This window comes from Paenarthrobacter sp. NPDC089714 (assembly GCF_044748905.1).
In the GTDB taxonomy this organism is placed as follows: domain Bacteria; phylum Actinomycetota; class Actinomycetes; order Actinomycetales; family Micrococcaceae; genus Arthrobacter.
In genome coordinates this window covers 606,310-626,539 of the sequence record NZ_JBIVGX010000001.1, presented here as the reverse complement: position 1 = coordinate 626,539, position 20,230 = coordinate 606,310, and the positions used below count along the sequence as shown (strand labels likewise).

Genomic DNA, 20,230 nt, shown 5'->3' with positions numbered 1-20,230 from the left:
GTCAAGCCGGCTTTGCGCGGCAAGACACGGCGAAGTTGTCCACATAGCCGCTCCCAGTGAGGGAATACAAGGGCATTGCCTGCGTAGCGTCGAAGGCAAAGGTCCCGCTCCCTCCCCGGCGCAATCGAAAGGAACAGCCGATGCCCCTTGAGTGCACTCTTGTTCGCGGCCCTGCAGCGGCGTTTCAATCGCAGTCCGAGGAGCTTTCCATCGATGTCGCCGACGGCACCCCGGGTGACCGGCTGCAGAATCTGCTGACAGTGGCGCGCGACGCCGGCGTGATCACCGTTGCGGGAGTGGACGTGGCGACGTTGACAGTGGGAAAGCCCCCGTTGGTGAATGGCTCGGTATTGGTGGACGGCGCTGTCAGCAAGTGTGGGACAGGTGCCCAAGCAGATATGGCTCAGGCGTCGGCGTTGATGCTGATGGCGCACTCGGGGCCTGACGCCGGTGCCGTGTTCGTCCTGGAGCGTGGACGGTACGCCATCGGCCGGGGAAGGTGCGATGTCTCGCTCCCGGATCCTGGTATGTCGCGTGATCATGCCCTGTTGGAAGTTTCTGCAACGGCGCTCCGTCTGAAGGAGACGTCCGGCTTAGTACATGTAGACGGCAGGCGTGCCCGCCGCTCCGCTTTAACTTCATCGTCGAAGGTGCGCTGCGGCAACTCGGAATTCTCGATCCACGCGTCCACCGGGGGCAGCCCGGGCCTACCGCCCGAAGCCGGCAGATCCGTGCAGGAACCGCTCGATGTCAAACGAAAGACTCCCCCGCGAAACCGTTGGGCGACTGCCATCGGCGCCTTGCTCCCCCTCTTTGTTGGAGTGGGGCTCGCAGTGGCAACCGGCATGTGGATGTTCCTCGGCTTTACGGCCATCTCCGCTGCCAGTCTGCTGGTTCCGGCTATCGCGGGCAGGAAGGGGCACCAGGAATTCCGGACAGCCCTGGAGCGGGCCGTCCGCGAAGACGCAGATCGACGACGGCGGTGCGCGCCCTCCGCGGCAGAGATCAGCATCGCTGCTGGCCAGGTGGGAGAAGGCCCCGGCTGGAAAGTTACCCCCGTTCCCCTTGCCGTATCCTCCTCCGCGCCGGAGACCGGCGTGGCAGACCCTTGCCTCGGCACCTGGGACGTCCCCGTCTGGCTCCGGCTTGGTGTGGGAAGGGTGCTGTCCAACGTCCGGGTGGTACCGCAGGACCCCTCTTTCAGTCCGCCCGCACTTGAAGCCGCTCCCGTGACGTTGGATCCGTCCCTATCAACAGTGACCCTCCTTGGACCACGCCGCCACATAGACGGTCTGGTCCGCTTCATGGTGGTGCAGCTGGCCAGCTTTCCCCTGGCCTCGGGCATCCCCGCGATCCTGCTCGGCAAGGCCCACCGGCTACCCTTGTCCGCCCGGTTCCTGGACGGATTTGTTCTTGTCTCGGACAATTCTTCGGCATTGGACGCCCTCCGCGCGTTTGAGGGCAGGCGTGCCGGGAAACTGATCATCCTGGACCCCTTCCCGCTGTTCGACGACTACGAGGCCCTGATCTCTGCGGCGAAAGCTGCCTCCTGGCAGCTCATCATCCATGCCAGCGGGGCGGACGATGAACCTGGCAACGTCGTCCAACTCGATGCCTCCGGAGTATCAGCCAGAATCAAAGCCGGTGGAACGGCGCTGCCATTCGTTCCCGATTTGGTTTCGGAACTCACTTTCGATCGGGCATGCCGGCATCTCGCGGGCAGGGAAGCGCGGGAAACCACCGGGCAAAACCCGGTCATACCCGCACAGTGTTCACTCGAAGAACTTGCATCAACGAGGCCCCGGAGCGTGCTCCGGCGCTGGACATCGGAAAGCCGGAACAAGAACCTGGAGGCAATCCTCGGCAGGGACGCGCACCGTCCCCTGACGTTCGACTTCCACGTTGACGGACCGCATCTGTTGATCGCCGGTACTACGGGCTCCGGCAAGTCGGAATTGCTTCGGACACTCGTAGCCTCATTGGCGCTCAAATACACTCCGGAGCACGTCGTCTTCGTTTTCATCGACTTCAAGGGCGGCTCAGGACTGGGGCCATTGACATCACTGCCACACTGCGTCGGCATCTTCACGGACCTCGCCAGTTATGAGCTGGAGCGGGCGTTGACTTCCCTGCGGGCTGAAATCAGGTACCGCGAGGAACGCCTGTCCGCAGCCGGAGCTGCGGATCTTGCCGGGTACCTGGGCTCGCAGCACGCGGATGCCTTGCCCATCCCCCACCTGATGCTCGTTGTCGACGAATTCCGGATGCTGGTGGACGAGGCCCCTGCGGCCCTGAGCGAACTTATGCGCATCGCCACGATCGGCCGGTCGTTGGGCATCCACCTGGTCATGGCCACGCAGAGACCCCAAGGCGCCTTGACCGCCGATATCCGCGCAAACGTAACGTCCAGCATCGCACTTCGCGTCCAGTCTGACGGCGAATCCATGGACATCATCAACTCCAAGGCCGCAGCGGCCATCCCCGTCCGTATCCCAGGCCGCGCCTTCCTGGTCCGGGCGTCCGGAGCCCCGGAGGAATTCCAATCAGCCTGCCTGGATGTCAGCGGAGGGGACTCCCCCGGCACTGCCGGCGACGCGTCATTGGTGAAGTCTGCGCGCAACGCCCTGAACACGGGACACCTACCCTCGGCACGTCCTGATGGACCTGGCCAGGCCGCGCGCACTGGCCTTGCCACGGTGGTGTCCGCCATAGGGACGGCATGGCAAGCTCATGGCGGGGGTACCCCGCGCCCTCCCATACATGTTCCGCTCCCGTCCGGCATTCCTTGGGACACGGACTTGTCTGCACTTGCCCCACCGCGTGGTCCGGAAAGCCAGGGTGACGCGTCGTTGCCCCAGGACTCCGCGCTGCTGGTCGATCTCGGCCTGTTGGACAGGCCTGAAGGCCAGACGGTTCAGATCCTTCAGTGGGCACCGCAGTCCGAAGGCCATCTGGCCATGATCGGCAGTGGAGCCAGCGGCATGCACCAGAGCTTTCAGGCAGTAACAGCCGCTCTTGAAACCCACCCGGGCAGTCCCCATCTCTACATCCTCGACGCCGTTGGCATGCTCGGGCAGGCCGGAGAGTCACGCCAGTTTGGCGCTGCCGCCGGCCTCCACGAACTGCCGTTGGCAGTACGGGTCCTGGAGCGGCTGTCCCAAGAGATGGCCGAACGACGCAGTTCCGCGCATTCCAGGAGGCAACAGTCGCCCTTGGTCCTTGTTGTGGCGGGCTGGTGCGCGTGGCAAGCCGCCTTCAGGGCCAGTCAATGGGCCGGGGCGGAAGACCTTTTCCGCGATATCGTCAGGGATGGCACAGCGCTCGGCGTTACCGTGTTGGTCTGTGGCGAGCGCGAACTGCTCGGCTCACGCTTCTTTGCCGCCATTCCAAACCGTGCTTTCTTTCCCACGGCATCAACAGACGAATCACGGTTTCATTGGCCCCGGCTCCCGGAGACACAGCCGGTCCCGGGAAGGGCCGTGGTCTTCGGTACCATCGCGCATGGTGAACCCTCCACCGCCCAATTCCGCGACGCTCCGGCGGGACCCACAGAGCCATTTCAACGACGGACCAGCACATCAGAACCACCGTTCCGCATCCGGGCCCTTCCACGCCGGCTCGATCGGGAACTGTTTGAGCTCAGGGTTCGCAGCGCTGCTTCCCTTGATCCGCGGAACCTCTGGATCGGGCTGGGCGGAGACGAGGCAGTTCCGGTGGCACTGCCTCTCAGGCCGCAGGGCCTGAGCCTTGTGCTCGGCACACCCGGCTCAGGAAAGACATCCATCCTCAACACGCTTCAGGCCCTCAACCCCCGCGCTCAGTGGATCCGCCCCGGGCCAGGAGAACAACCCGGACCGTTCTGGGCCAAAGCAGCCATGGGTTTCCTGTCCGGAAGTTGCGATCCAGAGTGCCTGTTGCTGGTTGACGACGCGGACACCCTGGACCCGGAGGCACGCCAAGCACTGGCCAGCCTCGTGGGAAAGACGCGCGGCATCATCATGACCGCAACCACAAGCCCGGCTTTGCACCGTAAGTTACCCCTTATTGACGACGTGCAAGCCAGCCGCATGGGGATTGTCCTGGCACCCGGGTCTCCCCTGGACGCCGATATCCTCGGCGTCCGATTGCCCGTGGATGGCCAGGCCATCCCCGGCCGCGGACTGCGGATCAGCGGCAAGGAACTGCTGCCCTTCCAAGCGGTCTTCGACCAGAGCCGGCAGTGCTAAATGGCGGCCTGCGAACCGCCGGTCCGTGACGCGTAGGAAATCACTGGACGCTGGAACAGGAACACCAGCGCGGCAAGTGCGGGAACAATCATGGCCAGGCCAGGAAGGATCAACCCGCCGGACATCGTCGGGAATCCAATGGTCAGGACGAACAGCTGCGCAACCAGCGCAGCTGCCCTTGTCCACCTGTACCCGCGGAAGAGGAAGTGTCCCACCGCGAACAGCCAGGCTGAGAACGCCAGCAGCAGCCCCAAAGTGAAGACAGCCCCCCAGAAGGTAAGGACGGGCGCACCGCTCAGCAATTCAAAGGCATACCAAGCCGCAGCTCCGAGGAGGGCAAGTGCCTCAAGCACCACGACTATGGAGATGACCACGATGCCTGCCGGCCGGCCGGCCCGGTCCTGTTCTGGACCAGCGGATTTCGCCGTGGCCGGAGGGCGGGTTGAATCGTCGTTTCCATCGTGGCCTGAGGATGGCTGGGCAGGGTTGGCGGGAGGTCTTGACACACTGGCACACTACCCGAGATAGTCATTGAGCAGTGAGGGCACTGGCAGCTGATGTGATGCATCGCTCACGGATTCCGGGCATTTCACCAACTAAAACCCCTTGTTTACAAGGCGTTAACATGAAACGCTTGACTCAGATGACCAAGGGGGCCCGTGCGGGCCCCTTTCCTTTGGGGCCTCTCGTGAATGTTTTCACAAGAGGCTCTCACCTAGTTCTCACACGAATGGAGTGACTGATCAGCATGGATTGGCGTAATCGCGCAGCCTGCCTCGACAAGGACCCGGAGCTCTTCTTCCCAGTCGGAAACACGGGACCTGCACTTCTCCAGATAGAAGAAGCCAAAAGTGTTTGCCGCCGCTGCCCCGTTGTGGACACCTGCTTGCAGTGGGCCCTTGAGTCCGGCCAGGATGCCGGCGTCTGGGGCGGCATGAGCGAGGACGAGCGACGCGCCCTCAAGCGCCGCGCAGCCCGCGCACGTCGAGCTTCCTAGGCGCGCGACACACAAAGCGAAAGACCGCGGACCAATCTGGTCCGCGGTCTTTCGGCTTAAGCATCGACACCCGGCTTAGCCGCGGGCCAGGTTGAGGACAATGTCGACGGCGGTACCCCCACCGTCACGCGGGCTCCATTGGATGGTTCCCCCCAGTTCGCTTGTCACGAGCGTCCGCACGATCTGGAGACCCAGGCCTTCGGCGTACTGTCCATCCGGAAGCCCCACGCCGTCGTCGGCGACGGTTACGGTCAGGAATTCGTCGTTTCCGTCGCCCGCCGCGCGGTCGGCCAACAGCCAAACAGTCCCGGTCCGCCCTTCCAAGCCATGCTCGACGGCGTTGGTCACCAACTCGTTGATCACAAGGGCCAAGGGTGTGGCGAAGTCGCTGGGCAGCTCACCGAACATCCCTGACCTTTCGGTGCGGACGTGTTGCGATGGCGACGCGACCTCCGCCGAGAGCCTGAATTGGCGTCCAATGAGTTCATCGAAGTCCACACTCTGCGTCAACCCCTGGGACAGCGTCTCGTGAACCAGCGCAATGGTCGCCACGCGGCGCATCGCTTGCTCCAAACCCTGCTTTGCCTCGTCGCTGACCATGCGTCGGGATTGCATCCGGAGGAGTGCCGCCACCGTCTGGAGGTTGTTCTTCACCCGGTGATGGATTTCGCGGATCGTGGCGTCCTTGGTCACCAGCTCCATTTCCCGCCGCCGAAGTTCCGAGACGTCGCGGCACAGGACCAGGGCGCCAAAGCGATGCTGTTCGTCCCGCAAGGGAATGGCCCTCAGTGAAAGGCTGACGCCGCGGGACTCAATTTCGCTGCGCCAGGGCATGCGTCCGGTGACCACCAAAGGCAGCGTCTCATCGACCATCCTGCGGTCCTTCAGCAGCCCGGCCGTGACCTCGGCCAGTGACCTGCCCTCGAGCGATTCCACTTCGCCAAGCCGGCGGAAAGCGGAGACTCCATTAGGGCTCGCGTACTGCACCACGCCGTCGGCATCGAGCCGAATCAAGCCGTCACCCACACGCGGAGCGCCGCGGCGGGAACCCGTTGGCGACGCGAAGTCCGGCCAGAGCCCAAGGGTTCCCATGCGGAGGAGGTCATAGGCGCACTGGCGATACGTCAGTTCAAGCCGCGACGGCATACGGGAACTAGACAAATCCATGTGCGAGGTCACTACAGCGAGGGTCCGGCCGTTGCGGACCATCGGAACGGCCTCAACACGCAAGGCCATTTCGCTGCTCCAACTTGTTTCGCTGGAGCGCTCGATCGAGCGGCTGTTCCAAGCCTTGTCCACCAAGGGACGCAGGTCGGAGCGGATGCCCTCGCCAACGAAGTCCGCATGGAACACCGTGTGGGATGTCGACGGACGGACGTGGGCGAGGGCTATGTAACCGAGCTCGGGATGCGGAAACCACAAAGCGAGGTCCGCGAACGCCAAGTCGGCGACCATTTGCCAGTCGCCGACCAGGAGGTGCAGCCATTCAGCATCTCCCGGCCCGAAATCAGCATGTTCCCTGATGGGGTCCGTAAAGATTGCCACTGCACCTCCAGTTACGACGCGGGCACCACGCTAGCGTCGGACGATTGACCTCAAGAGCCTTAATGCTACCGACAGTGAGGCCATGTCGTCGGCTTCGAGGGCATTCACCTCGTCGAACATGGTCTTCGCGCGTCCGAGTTGCTCGGCGTTCTGTCCTTCCCACGCCTTGAGGCGATCCTCGGCGGCGGTTCCCGCGTCGCTCGACTCAAGGACCGACGTCGTCATATCCGCCACGGTGGAGTAGAGGTCATCGCGCAAGGCAGCGCGGGCCAACGCCTGCCACCGGTCATCACGAGGCAATGCGCTGATGCGTTCCAGCAGCGAATCAGCGTGGAACCGGTTGAACACGGTGTAGTAGACCTGTGCCACGTCCTCGACGCTGGTGTCGCGGGCCTGTGCAATCCGTGCGATGTCCAAAAGCGCATAGCTTTCGAAGAGCTCCGCCCACCTGTGTGCCAGGTGATCCGGAAGTTCCCAGCCACGGGCCTTGTCCAGCCAACCGGAAATGCGTTCCTTGTCCTCACCGCGCAGGTAATCAAGCAATCGGCCGCGCAACGGTGCCATCATCGGTTTGAAGGATTCCACCACCTCGGCAATCGGCTGCGAAGCGATGCTCTGGCCCAGTACCCAGCGGACGGCGCGGTCCAGGAGGCGCCGGATGTCCAGGTGGACTTCGCTCCAGTGCTCAGTGGGGAACGAGGCCGGGAGGGCATTCAGTTCGTCAATCATCGAATCGAGGTCGTAGATCTCACGCAAGGCCACGAACGCCTTGGCAACAGCCACCTCGTTGGCCGAGGTCTCCTCGATGGCCCGGAAAGCGAAGGTAATGCCGCCCAGGTTGATGATGTCGTTCGCCACCACCGTAGCGATGATCTCCCGACGCAGCGGGTGGGTGTCCAGTTCGGCGTCGAATTTGTCGCGAAGCTGCTTGGGGAAGTACGAGCGGATGGTGTCCTTGAACCAAGGATCATCCGCGAGGTTGCTGTCGCGGAGCGCCGCTCCGAGTTCGATCTTGGCGTAGGCCGCCAGGACGGACAACTCCGGCGACGTCAGTCCTTGGCCTTGTTCGAGCCGCTGCCGCAGCGTCTCGGTGGACGGCAGTGCCTCAAGGTCGCGTTTGAGGTCGGCCGACTTCTCGAGCCAGTCCATGAGTCGTTCATAGCTGGGGCTCCATTCGGCAACACGGGTCCGGTCGTTGAGCAACAGGATGTTCTGGTCGATGTTGTCCTGCAGGACCAGGCGTCCCACCTCGTCAGTCATGTCGGCCAGGAACGCAGCCCGTTCGGACGCGTCCAGCTTGCCGGCCGAAACCATGCGGTCCACGAAGATCTTGATGTTGACCTCGTGGTCCGAGCAGTCCACTCCGGCTGAGTTGTCGATCGCATCGGTGTTGAGGATGACGCCCTGCAAGGCGGCCTCGATGCGGCCTCGCTGGGTCAGGCCAAGGTTTCCGCCCTCGCCGACAACCTTGACCCGCAGGTCCTTGCCGTCCACGCGGATGGAGTCGTTGGCCTTGTCGCCCACCACGGCATTGGTTTCCGTGCTGGCCTTGACGTAGGTGCCGATCCCGCCGTTGTACAGCAGGTCTGCCGGCGCCAGGAGGATCGCCCGGAGCAACTCCGGCGGGCTGAGTTGGGTGGTGCCTTCAGGCAATCCCAGCGCCTGGCGGACCTGCCCGGAGACGGGGATGGTCTTGGCCTGGCGCGCGTAGACACCGCCGCCCTCGCTGATGAGCGAGCGGTCGTAGTCATCCCATGACGAGCGCGGCAGTTCGAACAAGCGCTGCCGCTCAGTAAACGAGGAGGCTGCGTCAGGTGCAGGGTCGAGGAAGATGTGCCGGTGATCGAAGGCAGCCACGAGCCTGATATGGCGCGACAACAGCATGCCGTTGCCGAAGACATCGCCTGACATGTCGCCGACGCCCACCACAGTGAATTCTTCGGTCTGGGTATCGAGGTCGAGTTCGCTGAAGTGTCGCTTGACGGATTCCCACGCGCCACGGGCAGTGATGCCCATGGCCTTGTGGTCGTAACCCACTGAACCGCCGGACGCAAAAGCGTCACCAAGCCAGAAACCGTATTCGGCGGCCAGCCCGTTGGCTGTGTCGGAGAACGTTGCCGTTCCCTTGTCCGCCGCGACCACCAGGTAGGAATCGTCGCCGTCGTGACGGACAACGTCCGACGGCGGGACAAGCCGCTCGCCGTCGGAGGAAGTCACCAGGTTGTCTGTGATGTCCAGCAGCCCACGGATGAACGTCTTGTAGCTTTCGATGCCCTCAGCCATCCAGGCCGAACGGTCGACGGCCGGGTTCGGCAGCTTCTTGGCGAAGAATCCGCCCTTCGCTCCTGTCGGGACAATCACTGCGTTCTTGACGGTCTGCGCCTTGACGAGGCCCAGGATTTCGGTGCGGAAGTCCTCCCGGCGGTCCGACCAGCGCAGGCCGCCACGGGCCACCTTGCCAAAACGAAGGTGGACGCCCTCGACGCGGGGCGAGTAGACCCAGATCTCGTACATCGGACGCGGGAAGGGCAGCCCATCGATAGTGGTGGGATCGAGCTTGAAGCTCAGGTACCCCTTGTCCTGGAAGTAGTTGGTCCGCAGCGTCGATTCGATCAGGTTGACGAACGTGCGCAGCACACGGTCGGCGTCTAGCGTGGCGACTTGGTCGATTGCCTCGGTGAGCGCCAAGCGGGCGGCGGCCTGGCGGGCGGGGCGCTGCCCGTCTTCCACCGTCGGGTCGAACCGGGCCGCGAACAACGCCATCAACCCGCGGGCAACGTCCGGATTGGCCAAGAGCGTATCGGCGATGAACCCAAACGAGTTGGTGTTGCCCATCTGCCGCATATATTTGGCGTAGGCACGCAGCACTGTCACCTGCCGCCAGTGAATGCCTTCGCGCAGCACCAGCCGGTCAAAGTTGTCCGATTCGACAGAGCCCGTCACGGCAGCACCGAAGGAATCGGCAAGGAGGTCACCAGTTGCGAGCGGATCGATCCCCGACGGGTACTTCAAGCCGAGGTCGTAAAGGAAGAAGTCGCGGTGGTCGGCGGTTTCGATCTCAAACGGCCGCTCGTCCAGGACTTCCAGGCCCAGGTTGTGGAAGTAGGGAAGGATTTGGCTCAGGCTCTTGGGCTCCATGAGGTAGAGCTTTACCCTGGCGTCTTCCTCGAGGGACTCCCCTGCCCCTTCCGGGAGGTAGACGTGCACGCCTGGACGGATCCCGGTGTCAGCCGCGCCTGTGCGTTCGGCCTGGGCTCCATAGTTTTCGAAACGCTCAATATCCTCAAGAGCGTCTTCCACCTCATAGTCCACGCGGTAACCCGCCGGGAAAGCTTCGGCCCACAATGTTGACAACACTTCAGCATCGTCGCCGGGCCGGTTTTCCCTGAGGACCTCGGCAATGCCCTCGCTCCAGGAACGGGATGCACGCATCAGCCTGTGCTCCAGCTCCTGGACGTTGACGTCGGCGAGTTCGGCGGTGCGGGGCAATCGGATGCGGAAGAACACGCGGGCGAGGGCTGATTCCGTAATCCTGGCCTCGTAGTCGATGCTTTCTGCGTGGAAGGTCTCCCGAAGCTCCTGCTCGATCCTGAGCCGAACGCTGGTGGTGTACCTGTCACGCGGCAAGTAAACGACGGCGGACATGAACCGGCCGTAGATATCAGGCCGGAGGAAGAGCTTGGTCCGGCGCCGTTCCTGGAGCCTCTGGATTCCCGTGGCGGTCGCCGCGAGGTCGGGGATCTCGATTTGGAACAACTCGTCGCGGGGATACGTTTCCAGGATGCCCAGGAGGTCTTTGCCCGAGTGCGAATCGGTAGGGAACCCGGCATTGCGAAGCACGGCGTCCACCTTGTCCCGGACAATAGGGATGCTTCGGACAGATCCGGTGTAGGCACTGGTGGCGAACAAACCAATGAACCGGCGTTCGCCGTTCACGTTGCCCGCGGCATCAAAGCTCTTAACGCCGATGTAGTCAAGGTAGGCCGGGCGATGAACAGTTGACCGCGAGTTTGCCTTGGTGATGACCAGGGCACGCTTTTCACGTGCCCGTTTGCGGCCGGCATCGGTCAGGTGTTGGATTTGACGGGTGTTGTCGCCCGCGCGGAGCAGGCCAAGGCCGCTGTCTTCGCGAAGTTCCAGGACATCCTCGCCATTGTCATCAATGAGGTCATATTCCCGGTAGCCGAGGAAGGTGAAGTTCCCGTTGTCCAACCACCGCAGCAGGTCCTGCGCCTGCCGGAGTTCCGCGATTTGCTCGGGATGGGAGACCGTCCCCAACGCTTCAGCCAACTCACGGGCCTTGCTCCGCATCTTGGGCCAATCCTCGACGGCGGCCCTGACGTCTCCCAGGACCCTCACCAGTCCGGCAACCAGCTCACCGCGGGCATCGTCGCTGACGCGGTCAACTTCCACTGCAATCCACGACTCCATGTGGGAAGCGTTGTCACCGTCGCCAAGCAGGTGGGCGACGCTGGGCAGGGCGGCCGTGTCGCCACTGGAAATACCAATGTTGGACGGAACCCGTGAGACCTTGCTCAAGGCGCCGGACACGCGGTCGCGCGTCACCACGAAGAGGGGGTGCATCACCAGGCGGATGGCGCAGTTCTGACGTACCAGTTCGGCATTGACCGAGTCCACAAGGAAGGGCATGTCGTCGGTCACGATGTAGACGACACTTCGGTCGGCTTCGCTGTCCACTTCGACAATCGGACTGCCGGGCCGGCGGGACTCCGCGATCTTCTTGTGCTTGTTGGCCCGGGCAATCAGCAGTTCCGGGGAGTAACCCCGGGAGTCATCTTCGGCGAGGTGCTCGTAGTAGTCACCGAAGAACCCCTCCCGGACAACTGCTGCATCGGACCGATCCTCCACGCTGGACCCTGACGACATCTACAAACGCCTCCATTACCTGTCGATTGCTGCGACTCTGCAGCCCACATGGTGAGCCTAGCGCTTAAGCAGGCGCATAGCTCTGGTAGATCGTCCAGCAGATTCGCGATTTTGCTGGTTGGGTGCACAGACCAATCCGGCGATGGCCAATCTCAGGGCGGAACCGGGAGCAGATTCCAGCAGGACAGTCCCGGAGAGCATGGCAGCATCACAAGCCGGAAAGTCCGCCGGGAGGTATGCCTCTATGCTTCGCAGCGGCCCAAAGCGCTGCCACGCCTCCGCCAATTGACGTCGGGGCGACCTCCCCACGGATGCCTGCCGGACTTTGTTCAGGACAATCCTCGGTGAGACGTGGGGAGCGGCAATCTCCAGATCGGCGAGGCCACGGACCAGCCTGGGGACGCCAACAGCGTCGGCCGCACCAACAGCTATCACCTCGTCGGCCAATTCCAGGCACCGGAGGGTCGCTCCATTCCTGCGTGGAGCCATCGTGTCAAAGCTCAACTCCTCGTCGGCTTCAAGGCAGAATCCCACGTCCACCACCACCACGCTTGCCGCGTGCCTTGCCCGTTCGAGGACTACGGACAAGGCCGGGGCCCTCAGTTCCGTCCAGCGGTCCGAGCGGGTAATGCCACTGAGGATCCGGAAGCTCCCGGCCGAGGTGTTCACATGGGTGGCCGCGCGATCAAAGGCGGCCCCATCCAGGATTCCCTGGTCCGCCAATCGACAGGCCTGGGCAAGTCCTGCCGATTCGTCGAGCAGGCCAAGCATTGCTGCCGCGCTGGCTCCGTAGCTGTCAGCATCCATCAGGATCACGGTGTCTCCTGCAGCAGCAAGTTCGGCAGCGATGTTGACGGCAACCGTGGTCCGCCCCGGCGCTCCCGCAGGCCCCCACACCGCGATGACGCGACCAGGCTCCGGCGTATCGTCCGGAGGGGCCGGCTCCACCGGATCCGACGAGTGGACAGACAGTTCGGCGAATCCCGCATCCATGACGGACTTCTGCCAGCCCCGCTCCCGGTGCATCTCCACGGCTTCGGATATCTTCCCGGCCAACTCGCTGGGTCCGATACCCACCGCCGCCGGAGTGACGCCAAAGGATTGCAGGCGCGCGGCCTCGGTCGGATCGTCAGTCAGGGCAACAAGGGAAACCCCGACAATATCCAGGCGGGCCACCAAGGAAGCAGTCAGATCGCCCGAGCTTTCCGACAACACGGCCGCCTGGGCCAGCCCGCTCTGGCAGGCCGCCAGGAGCTCAGCCAATTCGGAACAACGCCTGACAACCGTGACTGGTCCGTGCAAGCGTTCAAGTCCGCCCACCAGGGCTTCGGTCGCCTGGCCGAAAGTGACAACTGCAATACTCATCGGCCTACGCCAGAGGGGTTCCAGACCACCGACACCTTGGCAGCATTGGCCTGGGCCCCGAGCAACGCCGGCATCTGCTGGTCCGTCACGAGCACCAGCACAACAGTGGCCTTTGAACCGCCCAGAGTAGTAGAGCCCGGCGTTACCTGCGATATCTCGGCCCCAGGCAGCAACAGGGTTGGCTGGTCGTAAGCCCGCTTGGAACCCGGCATCGCCACCCAGACGTCCACCCGGGCCCCCGCGACCACCTGCACAGGCAGCGGCTCCTCCACGGAAATGGCTACCGGCTTGCGGTTGAGGGACTCCGTTTGCCCGAGGCTCCGGCGCGGAACGAGTTGGTCTTTCTCTATCCGCTGAAGCGCTACCTTGCCTTCCGTCAATCCATCCGCCACGGCCATGTACTCCGGTTCCACCTCGTCCAGGCGCACATTGACCACCTTGAGGTCATCACGAGTGACCTGCTGGCCCACGGCGATTGGTTCCCTGGCGGAAAACATCGGCGTGGTCTTGTCCGCCGAACCGACAACCGCAATGACGCCCGATACCGATACGAGAACCAGCAGGAGTCCAATGAGAAGGCGCGGATCCTTCCACGAGGGCTTCTTCAGCCTTCCGGCGGAACTCGTGTTGTTTTGGTCCATTCGTGGCGCTCCCCCAGTCAGCTCATGCAGGATGTCGTCGGGCCTATCCATTCTTGCCGGGCCGATCGGGAGCGCCAAAGCCAATAGCTGCAAAGTGCGCGAAACTGTGGATAAGTGCACCAAATTGGCCAGCCAGTGGCAAAATATACCCATGCCCCGTTTCTTGACCCTGGCGGATGTCGCCGAACAATTGCAGATCAACTCACCCCAGGCGTATGCGCTGGTGCGCAGCGGAGAATTGAAGGCCATCCAAGTGGGAGGCCGCGGCCAATGGCGCATCGAAGAGAAGATGCTCGATCAATACATTGAGGAGCGATACGCCGAAGCCAGCCGGATGATCGAAAGATCCAGGACCAAAAGCGCTTAGCCACTCATGGCGCGGGGCTGCCTGATAGCTGGCAGGCAGCCCTAGTAATCCTGTCCACCCAGGGAACAGACCGCCGCCAAAGCCGTAAAAGGCACGGTGACAACCGAGACCACAGCCCCTGCCCGCCGCGCCTCACCCCTGGTCACGGCCACATCAAGATGGTCCGGCCCCACCCTGTCGATGACGCCCTCGAAGACGCGGCCGGCCTGCCCCGCCGAAGCTACGTGCACGGCAACCCCGGCCCGGTTCCTGGCCAAGCCCCTGAGGGCACCCGCCATACCCAGACTTCCTCCGACACCCGGAGACGGCTTCCGGACCAACCGACCCAAGCCTTCGAGAAAGCTGACGGACCACCAAGGCAGCAGCCATTGCCGGGCGCCCTGGGACATGAGCAACCAGTCCTTGCCCACGTGGCCGAGGACTCCGGCGACGCGCCCGCCACCGCGAAGTACCAGCACCAGTTCGTGGCCAATGGCACCCCGCAGCCGGTCTCCGAGGGCGATCTGTGCCACTTCAACGCGGGCACGTTCCGAGATTTCCGCTTCCTGCACCCGCGTGCGTTCCCCGGAAAATTGTGCTTCCAAGTCCTCAAATAGAGAGTCCCATCTCATCTGTCCAGAGTAGGCTCTACAACAGGACTGCACCAAGGCGACGTCCAAAGCCTGAGATGACGATTGGACAAACCGCGCTAAGCATGCCAAGAATGGCCTAAATTCATCAAACACCATCAAAACGCATGATGCGGGCAGGGACGGAATGGGCCGGGATAAAGCTCCACAACGGAACGACGTTGCTGTCGCCGGGACGATTCTTGTCTTGGGCGTCCTCTTGGTACTTGCGGGGCAGTTCCTGACGGACCGGGGCCATGCCGGCCGACCGCCAGCCCTCGACGTCGAACAGCTTCTCGGCTTCACGGCCAACGTCCTCGGCCTGGTCATTGTTGCCTGGTGGCTCTTGACCTTCGTGCTCGCTTTCCTGGCCGCAGCATTGCAAAGGTCGGGTTGGAGATCCAGGGCCAGGGTCGTAGCGAAGTACAGCCCGGGGTTCATGCTGCGCCTCACGTTTGCTTTGCTGAGCGTCAACCTGCTGGGCGTGGCAGCAGCGCACTCCGCCACACCACCGGATCCAGGCTGGCAGCCCGGCTCCTCAAGGACAACAGCACACGGGGCGGCCGAATGGAAATGTTCCGGAGGTCAGACCGCCCCGCAGTGGATGCCACGTCCGCCAGTTGTCGAACCCGGGCTCCTGAGCCGCTCGGCTTCCCGGGACGCTTCAGGCACTCCCGGGAAGGCAGGCGTCGTTGTCAAGGATGGCGATACCCTCTGGACAATCGCGGCCCGCCGCTCCGGACCGTTGGCCACTGACGTGGACGTCGCAAGGGAGTGGCCGCGCTGGTATGCAGCCAACCGGTCCACCATCGGCGATGATCCCGCCGTCCTCCATCCGGGTCAAGTGCTGCAGCCACCGCCAATGGACTGAACCACCATCATCAGCTGAAAACTGTCCGCTCAGGGACACCGTTCACTCACCCAAAGCCAATCCCAGAAGAATCCACTTGAGCCAGGCAATCCCCACGCCGGGCTCTGAATGCCTACTCCTGAGGATTGACCATGACTGCAACCACGGCTCGCCGTCCCACGGATGTCCCGACACCGGCACGAACGCCCGCCACGCAGGGCGCCGGTGCGGCGAATGTCGATGTCCGCCTGGTGGCACGCAGCATCGCACAAGCAGCGGTCGAAGTCCTGGCCGGCACCCGGCCTGTGCAACAACTCGCACGATTCCTGGACGCCGACTGCTATCTGGCGCTCCAGCACAGGGCTGGCCTGACAAGGGACTTCGTCGTCCGGTCTCGGGCACAGCAACGGGTCCACCTCAGTCCAATGGTCCGTTCCGTCCGTGTTTGCCACATATCGGACGAGATCCACGAGGCCACAATCGTGGTTGCAGAGGATCTCCGGTGCCGGGCCATAGCCATGAGGCTGGAACTCTCCGCCGGTACGTGGCAGGTTACAGCGCTGGAGATCGGCTGAGCTACGCGTGGGGGATAAAGAGGAAGGCCCGTGACCGTCCAACGTGGACGGTCACGGGCCTTCTGCTTTTCACGCAAGCAGTTGGTAAACAGTTACCGGCGCTTCTTCCTGGCAGGCTTTCGCTGCTCCTGGGCAGCTGTCTTGGCAGGATTTCCAGAACGCCCGGAGGACCTGGCTTCGATGCGGGTCTGGGTAGCCCCGTCTTCACCGGGAGCGGTGTACTGCAGCTGCGCGGGGCGTTCAGGCGCTTGCAATCCAGCCGCGCGGATCTGCGGATCGTGGTGTTCCGTGTGGGCGCCTGCAGCCGTGTCGTCCGCCACTACGACGTCTTCGGCCGGGGTAACTTCCACCTCCAGGTTGTAGAGGAATCCAATGCTCTCCTCGCGGATGGCTTCCATCATGGCTTGGAACATGGTGAAGCCCTCGCGCTGGTACTCCACCAACGGATCGCGCTGTGCCATCGCCCTCAGGCCGATGCCCTCCTTGAGGTAATCCATCTCGTAGAGGTGTTCCTGCCATTTGCGGCCCAACACGGAAAGCACCACGCGACGTTCCAGCTCACGCATGCTCTCGGCGCCGATGGTCTCTTCGCGTCCCTGATAGACCAGCCGTGCGTCAGAAAGGATCTCTTCACGAAGGAACTCAGGCGTGACATTTGACTTGCCACCGGCCTCCTCAATGATCTCCTGTGCCGTGACCGTTGCCGGGTACAGCGTCTTCAGGTTGGACCACAGCTGGTTGAAGTCCCAATCGTCGCCCGTTCCCTCTGCTGTGGCAGCGTCGATGAGGGAATTGATGGTGTCTTCCAGGAAATACTGGACCTTCTCGTGGAGGTCGTCACCTTCAAGGATCCTGCGGCGGTCCCCGTAGATTGCCTCACGCTGGCGGTTCAGGACATCGTCGTATTTGAGGACGTTCTTGCGCTGTTCAGCATTGCGGGCTTCCACCTGGCCCTGGGCCGACGCAATGGCACGGGACACCAGTTTGGACTCCAACGCGACGTCGTCCGGAACCGAACTGTTCATCAGCCTCTCAGCGGCGCCGGAGTTGAACAACCGCATGAGGTCGTCCGTGAGGGAGAGGTAGAAGCGGGACTCGCCGGGGTCGCCCTGGCGGCCGGAGCGTCCACGCAGCTGGTTGTCGATGCGCCGGGACTCATGGCGTTCCGTGCCCAGGACGTACAGGCCTCCGAGGTCCAGGACTTCCTCGTGCTCGTCCTTGACAGCCTGCTTGGCGGCAGACAGCGCCTCAGGCCAGGCGGCCTCGTAGGCTTCCGAGTTTTCCTCCGGGTCGAGGCCCCGTTTGGCCAGTTCGGCGATGGCGGTGAATTCCGCGTTGCCGCCCAGCATGATGTCAGTACCGCGGCCGGCCATGTTGGTCGCCACGGTGACGGCGCCCTTGCGACCCGCCTGCGCCACAATGGAGGCTTCCCGCGCGTGGTTTTTCGCATTGAGGACCTCGTGGCGAATGCCCTCCTTGGCCAGCAGCTTGGAGAGGTATTCGCTCTTTTCGACGCTGGTGGTGCCTACCAGGACCGGCTGGCCGCTTTCGTGCCGCTCCGCGATGTCCTTGACCACGGCGTCGAACTTGACGATCTCGTTCTTGTACACGAGGTCCGACTGGTCGATGCGCTGCATGTCACGGTTGGTGGGAATAGGCACCACACCCAGCTTGTAGGTGCTCATGAACTCGGCCGCCTCTGTCTCGGCTGTACCGGTCATGCCGGAAAGCTTCGAGTACATTCGGAAGTAGTTCTGCAGCGTGACCGTGGCCAGGGTCTGGTTTTCGGCCTTGATCTCAACGTTTTCCTTGGCCTCGATGGCCTGGTGCATGCCCTCGTTGTAGCGGCGTCCAGCCAGGATACGGCCCGTGTGTTCGTCAACGATCAGGACCTCGCCGTCGAGGATGACATAGTCCTTGTCCCGCTTGAAGAGTTCCTTTGCCTTGATGGCGTTGTTGAGGAACCCAATCAGCGGAGTGTTGGCGGACTCGTAGAGGTTCTGGATGCCCAGGTAATCTTCCACCTTCTCGATGCCGGCTTCCAGGACGCCAACGGTGCGCTTCTTTTCGTCCACCTCGTAGTCCACCTCTGGCTGGAGGCGCAGGACCACCTTGGCGAACTCGCTGTACCAGCGGTTGGTGTCCCCTTGGGCCGGACCGGAGATGATCAGCGGTGTACGGGCCTCGTCGATCAGGATCGAGTCCACTTCATCCACGATTGCGAAATTGTGGCCACGCTGGACGAGTTCACTTGCGTCCCACGCCATGTTGTCGCGCAGGTAGTCGAAGCCGAATTCGTTGTTGGTACCGTACGTGATGTCCGCGGCGTACTGCGCGCGGCGAACAGCGGGGTCCTGGTTGGCCAGGATGCAGCCGCTGGTAAGTCCCAGGAAGCGGTAGACACGTCCCATGAGTTCGGACTGGTATTCCGCGAGGTAGTCGTTCACGGTGACAACGTGCACGCCCTTGCCAGTGAGTGCGTTCAGGTAAGCGGGCGCGGTGGCCACGAGCGTTTTACCCTCACCGGTTTTCATCTCAGCGATGTTGCCCAGGTGCAACGCGGCGCCACCCATGAGCTGGACGTCGAAGTGCCGCATTCCCAAGGTGCGCGACGACGCCTCGCGGACGGCGGCAAACGCTTCGGGGAGGAGGTCGTTCAGGGCCTCGCCGTCTTCATGCCTGGAGCGCAGGCGATCAGTTTCCTCGCGGAGTTCGGCATCGGAGAACGTCTTGAACGACTCTTCAAGGGCATTGATGGAATCGGCATAGTTCCGCAGTTGCTTGAGGGTTTTTTTATCACCCGTGCGGAGAAGTTTTTCGATTAGTGATGCCACGTGAAATTGCTCCCAGTCTCATGCTGCCGAATTCTGGCTGTTTCAGTCTACGGGAGAGACCAAGGCCACGTTGTCGGTTTTCCCTGTCAGCGGATTGTCTGCGGCGACCAGCCGGGAAGGCCTTGCGGACACCGCGTCGGCGAGCCCGGCGGCAAGGTCGCCAACGGGGTCCACCACGATGTCCTGCAGTCCCAACCATTCGGCCATGAGGTTGAGTTCGGCAGAAAGCTCGACGGCGGTGTCCGCCGGGGCGCCCGGCTCCCCGAACGCCGAACGGACCAAGAGGCGTCCGGTAGCCCTGTCCGCTTTAAGGTCCACCCTGGCAACCATTTCCTCTCGAAGCAGGAACGGCAGGACGTAGTAGCCGAAGCGTCGTTTGGCCGCCGGAGTGTAGATCTCAATGCGGTAATGGAACCCGAACAGTTCCTCGAGGCGGCGCCGCTCAAATACCAGGGAGTCGAAAGGACTCAACAAGGCCCGGCCCTCGGCCTTGCGCGGGACCCTCGCTTCGACATGCCGGTAGGTATCCCGTGCCCAGCCCTGCACCGATACTTTCTCCAGGCGTCCCGCCTCGACCAGCCGCTGGACTGACGCCGCACCGGCTTTCACGGGCGTCCGGAAGTAGTCCGCGAAACACCGCACTGTCCCGATTCCGTGGGCCTGGGCTGCGGCCTCGATCAACCGGTCCATGGATTCTTCCAGGTCTGTGGACGCGGCAGGTTCCCCGGGGTACACCCTTGACGTCAGCGTGTAGCGCCGTTCGAATTGGGTGGTCCTGGAGGCGGCCGAGATGCGCCCTTCCTCAAACAGGTGTTCAAGCACCCGTTTGACGACGTTCCAGTTCCAACCCCAGTTATCCCGTCCCGGCTCCTCGTCATGTCCCAAGGTGGCGGTCAACTCAGCGGCCGTCATTGGCCGACTTGCTGCCAGTAAGGCCATGATCCGTGCCTCCATGTCCCCTCGGATAGCCGGGTCCATGCGGTGGGCGCCAACCCAGGCGCGTTTTTGCCACAGCAGCAGGTCCCGGAAATGCTCCGGCCTGATGAAGCTGGCCTCGTGCGCCCAGTACTCCATCATCTTTCGGGGTGGTCGCCCCGCCATGGCCTGCAGGATTGCGGGGTCATAGCTGCCCAGCCTGGAGAAGAAAGGCAGGTAGTGGCTCCTCGCCAGGACGTTGACTGAGTCGATTTGGACCAAGTGAAGTTGGGCAAAAGTCCGGCCCACCGCCCGTCTTGTGACAGGTCCGGTGGGCCGGGCTTTTGCTAATCCTTGGGCTGCCAATGCCATCCGCCGTGCCTGGGACAGGCTCAGCGAAGTGGTCATTGAAGTCCTTTC

General features: G+C 63.0%; 13 protein-coding genes. 5 read left to right on the top strand and 8 right to left on the bottom strand.

All coding sequences use genetic code 11. From position 1 onward, the window contains the following. The first annotated feature begins 140 nt into the window (after window positions 1–140). Window positions 141–4,226: an FtsK/SpoIIIE domain-containing protein gene (locus tag ACIPY3_RS02975; protein WP_400329895.1), complete on the top strand. Its 4,086-nt coding sequence runs from the start codon at window positions 141–143 to the stop codon at window positions 4,224–4,226. On the opposite strand, the gene ACIPY3_RS02970 is transcribed toward ACIPY3_RS02975, so the two are convergent. Beyond that, complete coding sequence (locus ACIPY3_RS02970; protein ID WP_400329893.1) at window positions 4,223–4,732, bottom strand: hypothetical protein; 510 nt, start codon at window positions 4,730–4,732, stop codon at window positions 4,223–4,225. The two genes, ACIPY3_RS02975 and ACIPY3_RS02970, sit on opposite strands and share 4 nt — an antisense overlap. A 242-nt stretch (window positions 4,733–4,974) precedes the next feature. Between ACIPY3_RS02970 and ACIPY3_RS02965 the strand changes: the two genes are divergently transcribed. Continuing rightward, the gene (locus ACIPY3_RS02965; RefSeq protein WP_003804966.1) at window positions 4,975–5,223 is read left to right on the top strand and encodes a WhiB family transcriptional regulator; all 249 of its coding nucleotides are present in this window, start codon (window positions 4,975–4,977) and stop codon (window positions 5,221–5,223) included. Between the two features lie 75 nt (window positions 5,224–5,298). Here ACIPY3_RS02965 and ACIPY3_RS02960 read toward each other — a convergent pair whose 3' ends face one another. Genes ACIPY3_RS02960 through ACIPY3_RS02945 form a run of 4 tightly spaced genes read right to left on the bottom strand, consistent with a single transcriptional unit; the run spans window position 5,299 to window position 13,661 of the window. Continuing rightward, complete coding sequence (locus tag ACIPY3_RS02960; protein WP_400329891.1) at window positions 5,299–6,768, bottom strand: sensor histidine kinase; 1,470 nt, start codon at window positions 6,766–6,768, stop codon at window positions 5,299–5,301. A 30-nt stretch (window positions 6,769–6,798) separates the two neighbouring features. Next, window positions 6,799–11,655, bottom strand: a complete 4,857-nt coding sequence (locus tag ACIPY3_RS02955) for an NAD-glutamate dehydrogenase (protein ID WP_400329884.1) — start codon at window positions 11,653–11,655, stop codon at window positions 6,799–6,801. A 57-nt stretch (window positions 11,656–11,712) separates the two neighbouring features. Further along, window positions 11,713–13,020 (bottom strand): CpaE family protein, encoded by a 1,308-nt coding sequence (locus ACIPY3_RS02950; RefSeq protein ID WP_400329881.1) that lies wholly within the window; start codon window positions 13,018–13,020, stop codon window positions 11,713–11,715. Continuing rightward, complete coding sequence (locus ACIPY3_RS02945) at window positions 13,017–13,661, bottom strand: SAF domain-containing protein (RefSeq protein ID WP_400329878.1); 645 nt, start codon at window positions 13,659–13,661, stop codon at window positions 13,017–13,019. Before ACIPY3_RS02945 ends, ACIPY3_RS02950 begins: the two co-directional genes overlap by 4 nt. 151 nt (window positions 13,662–13,812) lie before the next feature. Between ACIPY3_RS02945 and ACIPY3_RS02940 the strand changes: the two genes are divergently transcribed. Next, complete coding sequence (locus ACIPY3_RS02940; protein WP_400329876.1) at window positions 13,813–14,028, top strand: helix-turn-helix domain-containing protein; 216 nt, start codon at window positions 13,813–13,815, stop codon at window positions 14,026–14,028. 41 nt (window positions 14,029–14,069) lie between these two features. On the opposite strand, the gene ACIPY3_RS02935 is transcribed toward ACIPY3_RS02940, so the two are convergent. Next, complete coding sequence (locus tag ACIPY3_RS02935; RefSeq protein ID WP_400329873.1) at window positions 14,070–14,612, bottom strand: hypothetical protein; 543 nt, start codon at window positions 14,610–14,612, stop codon at window positions 14,070–14,072. A gap of 172 nt (window positions 14,613–14,784) precedes the next feature. Here ACIPY3_RS02935 and ACIPY3_RS02930 point away from each other — a divergent pair, with 172 nt between their 5' ends. Beyond that, a complete protein-coding gene (locus ACIPY3_RS02930) occupies window positions 14,785–15,507 on the top strand; it encodes a LysM peptidoglycan-binding domain-containing protein (protein WP_400329871.1) in 723 nt (240 codons plus the stop codon). 131 nt (window positions 15,508–15,638) lie between these two features. Beyond that, window positions 15,639–16,061, top strand: a complete 423-nt coding sequence (locus ACIPY3_RS02925; protein ID WP_400329868.1) for an Rv3235 family protein — start codon at window positions 15,639–15,641, stop codon at window positions 16,059–16,061. 92 nt (window positions 16,062–16,153) lie between these two features. On the opposite strand, the gene secA is transcribed toward ACIPY3_RS02925, so the two are convergent. Then, on the bottom strand, window positions 16,154–18,895 hold the full coding sequence (gene secA / locus ACIPY3_RS02920; protein ID WP_400329865.1) for a preprotein translocase subunit SecA: 2,742 nt from the start codon (window positions 18,893–18,895) through the stop codon (window positions 16,154–16,156). Window positions 18,896–18,937: 42 nt separating this feature from the next. After that, the gene (locus tag ACIPY3_RS02915) at window positions 18,938–20,218 is read right to left on the bottom strand and encodes a winged helix-turn-helix domain-containing protein (protein WP_400329862.1); all 1,281 of its coding nucleotides are present in this window, start codon (window positions 20,216–20,218) and stop codon (window positions 18,938–18,940) included. Between the last annotated feature and the right edge of the window lie 12 nt (window positions 20,219–20,230).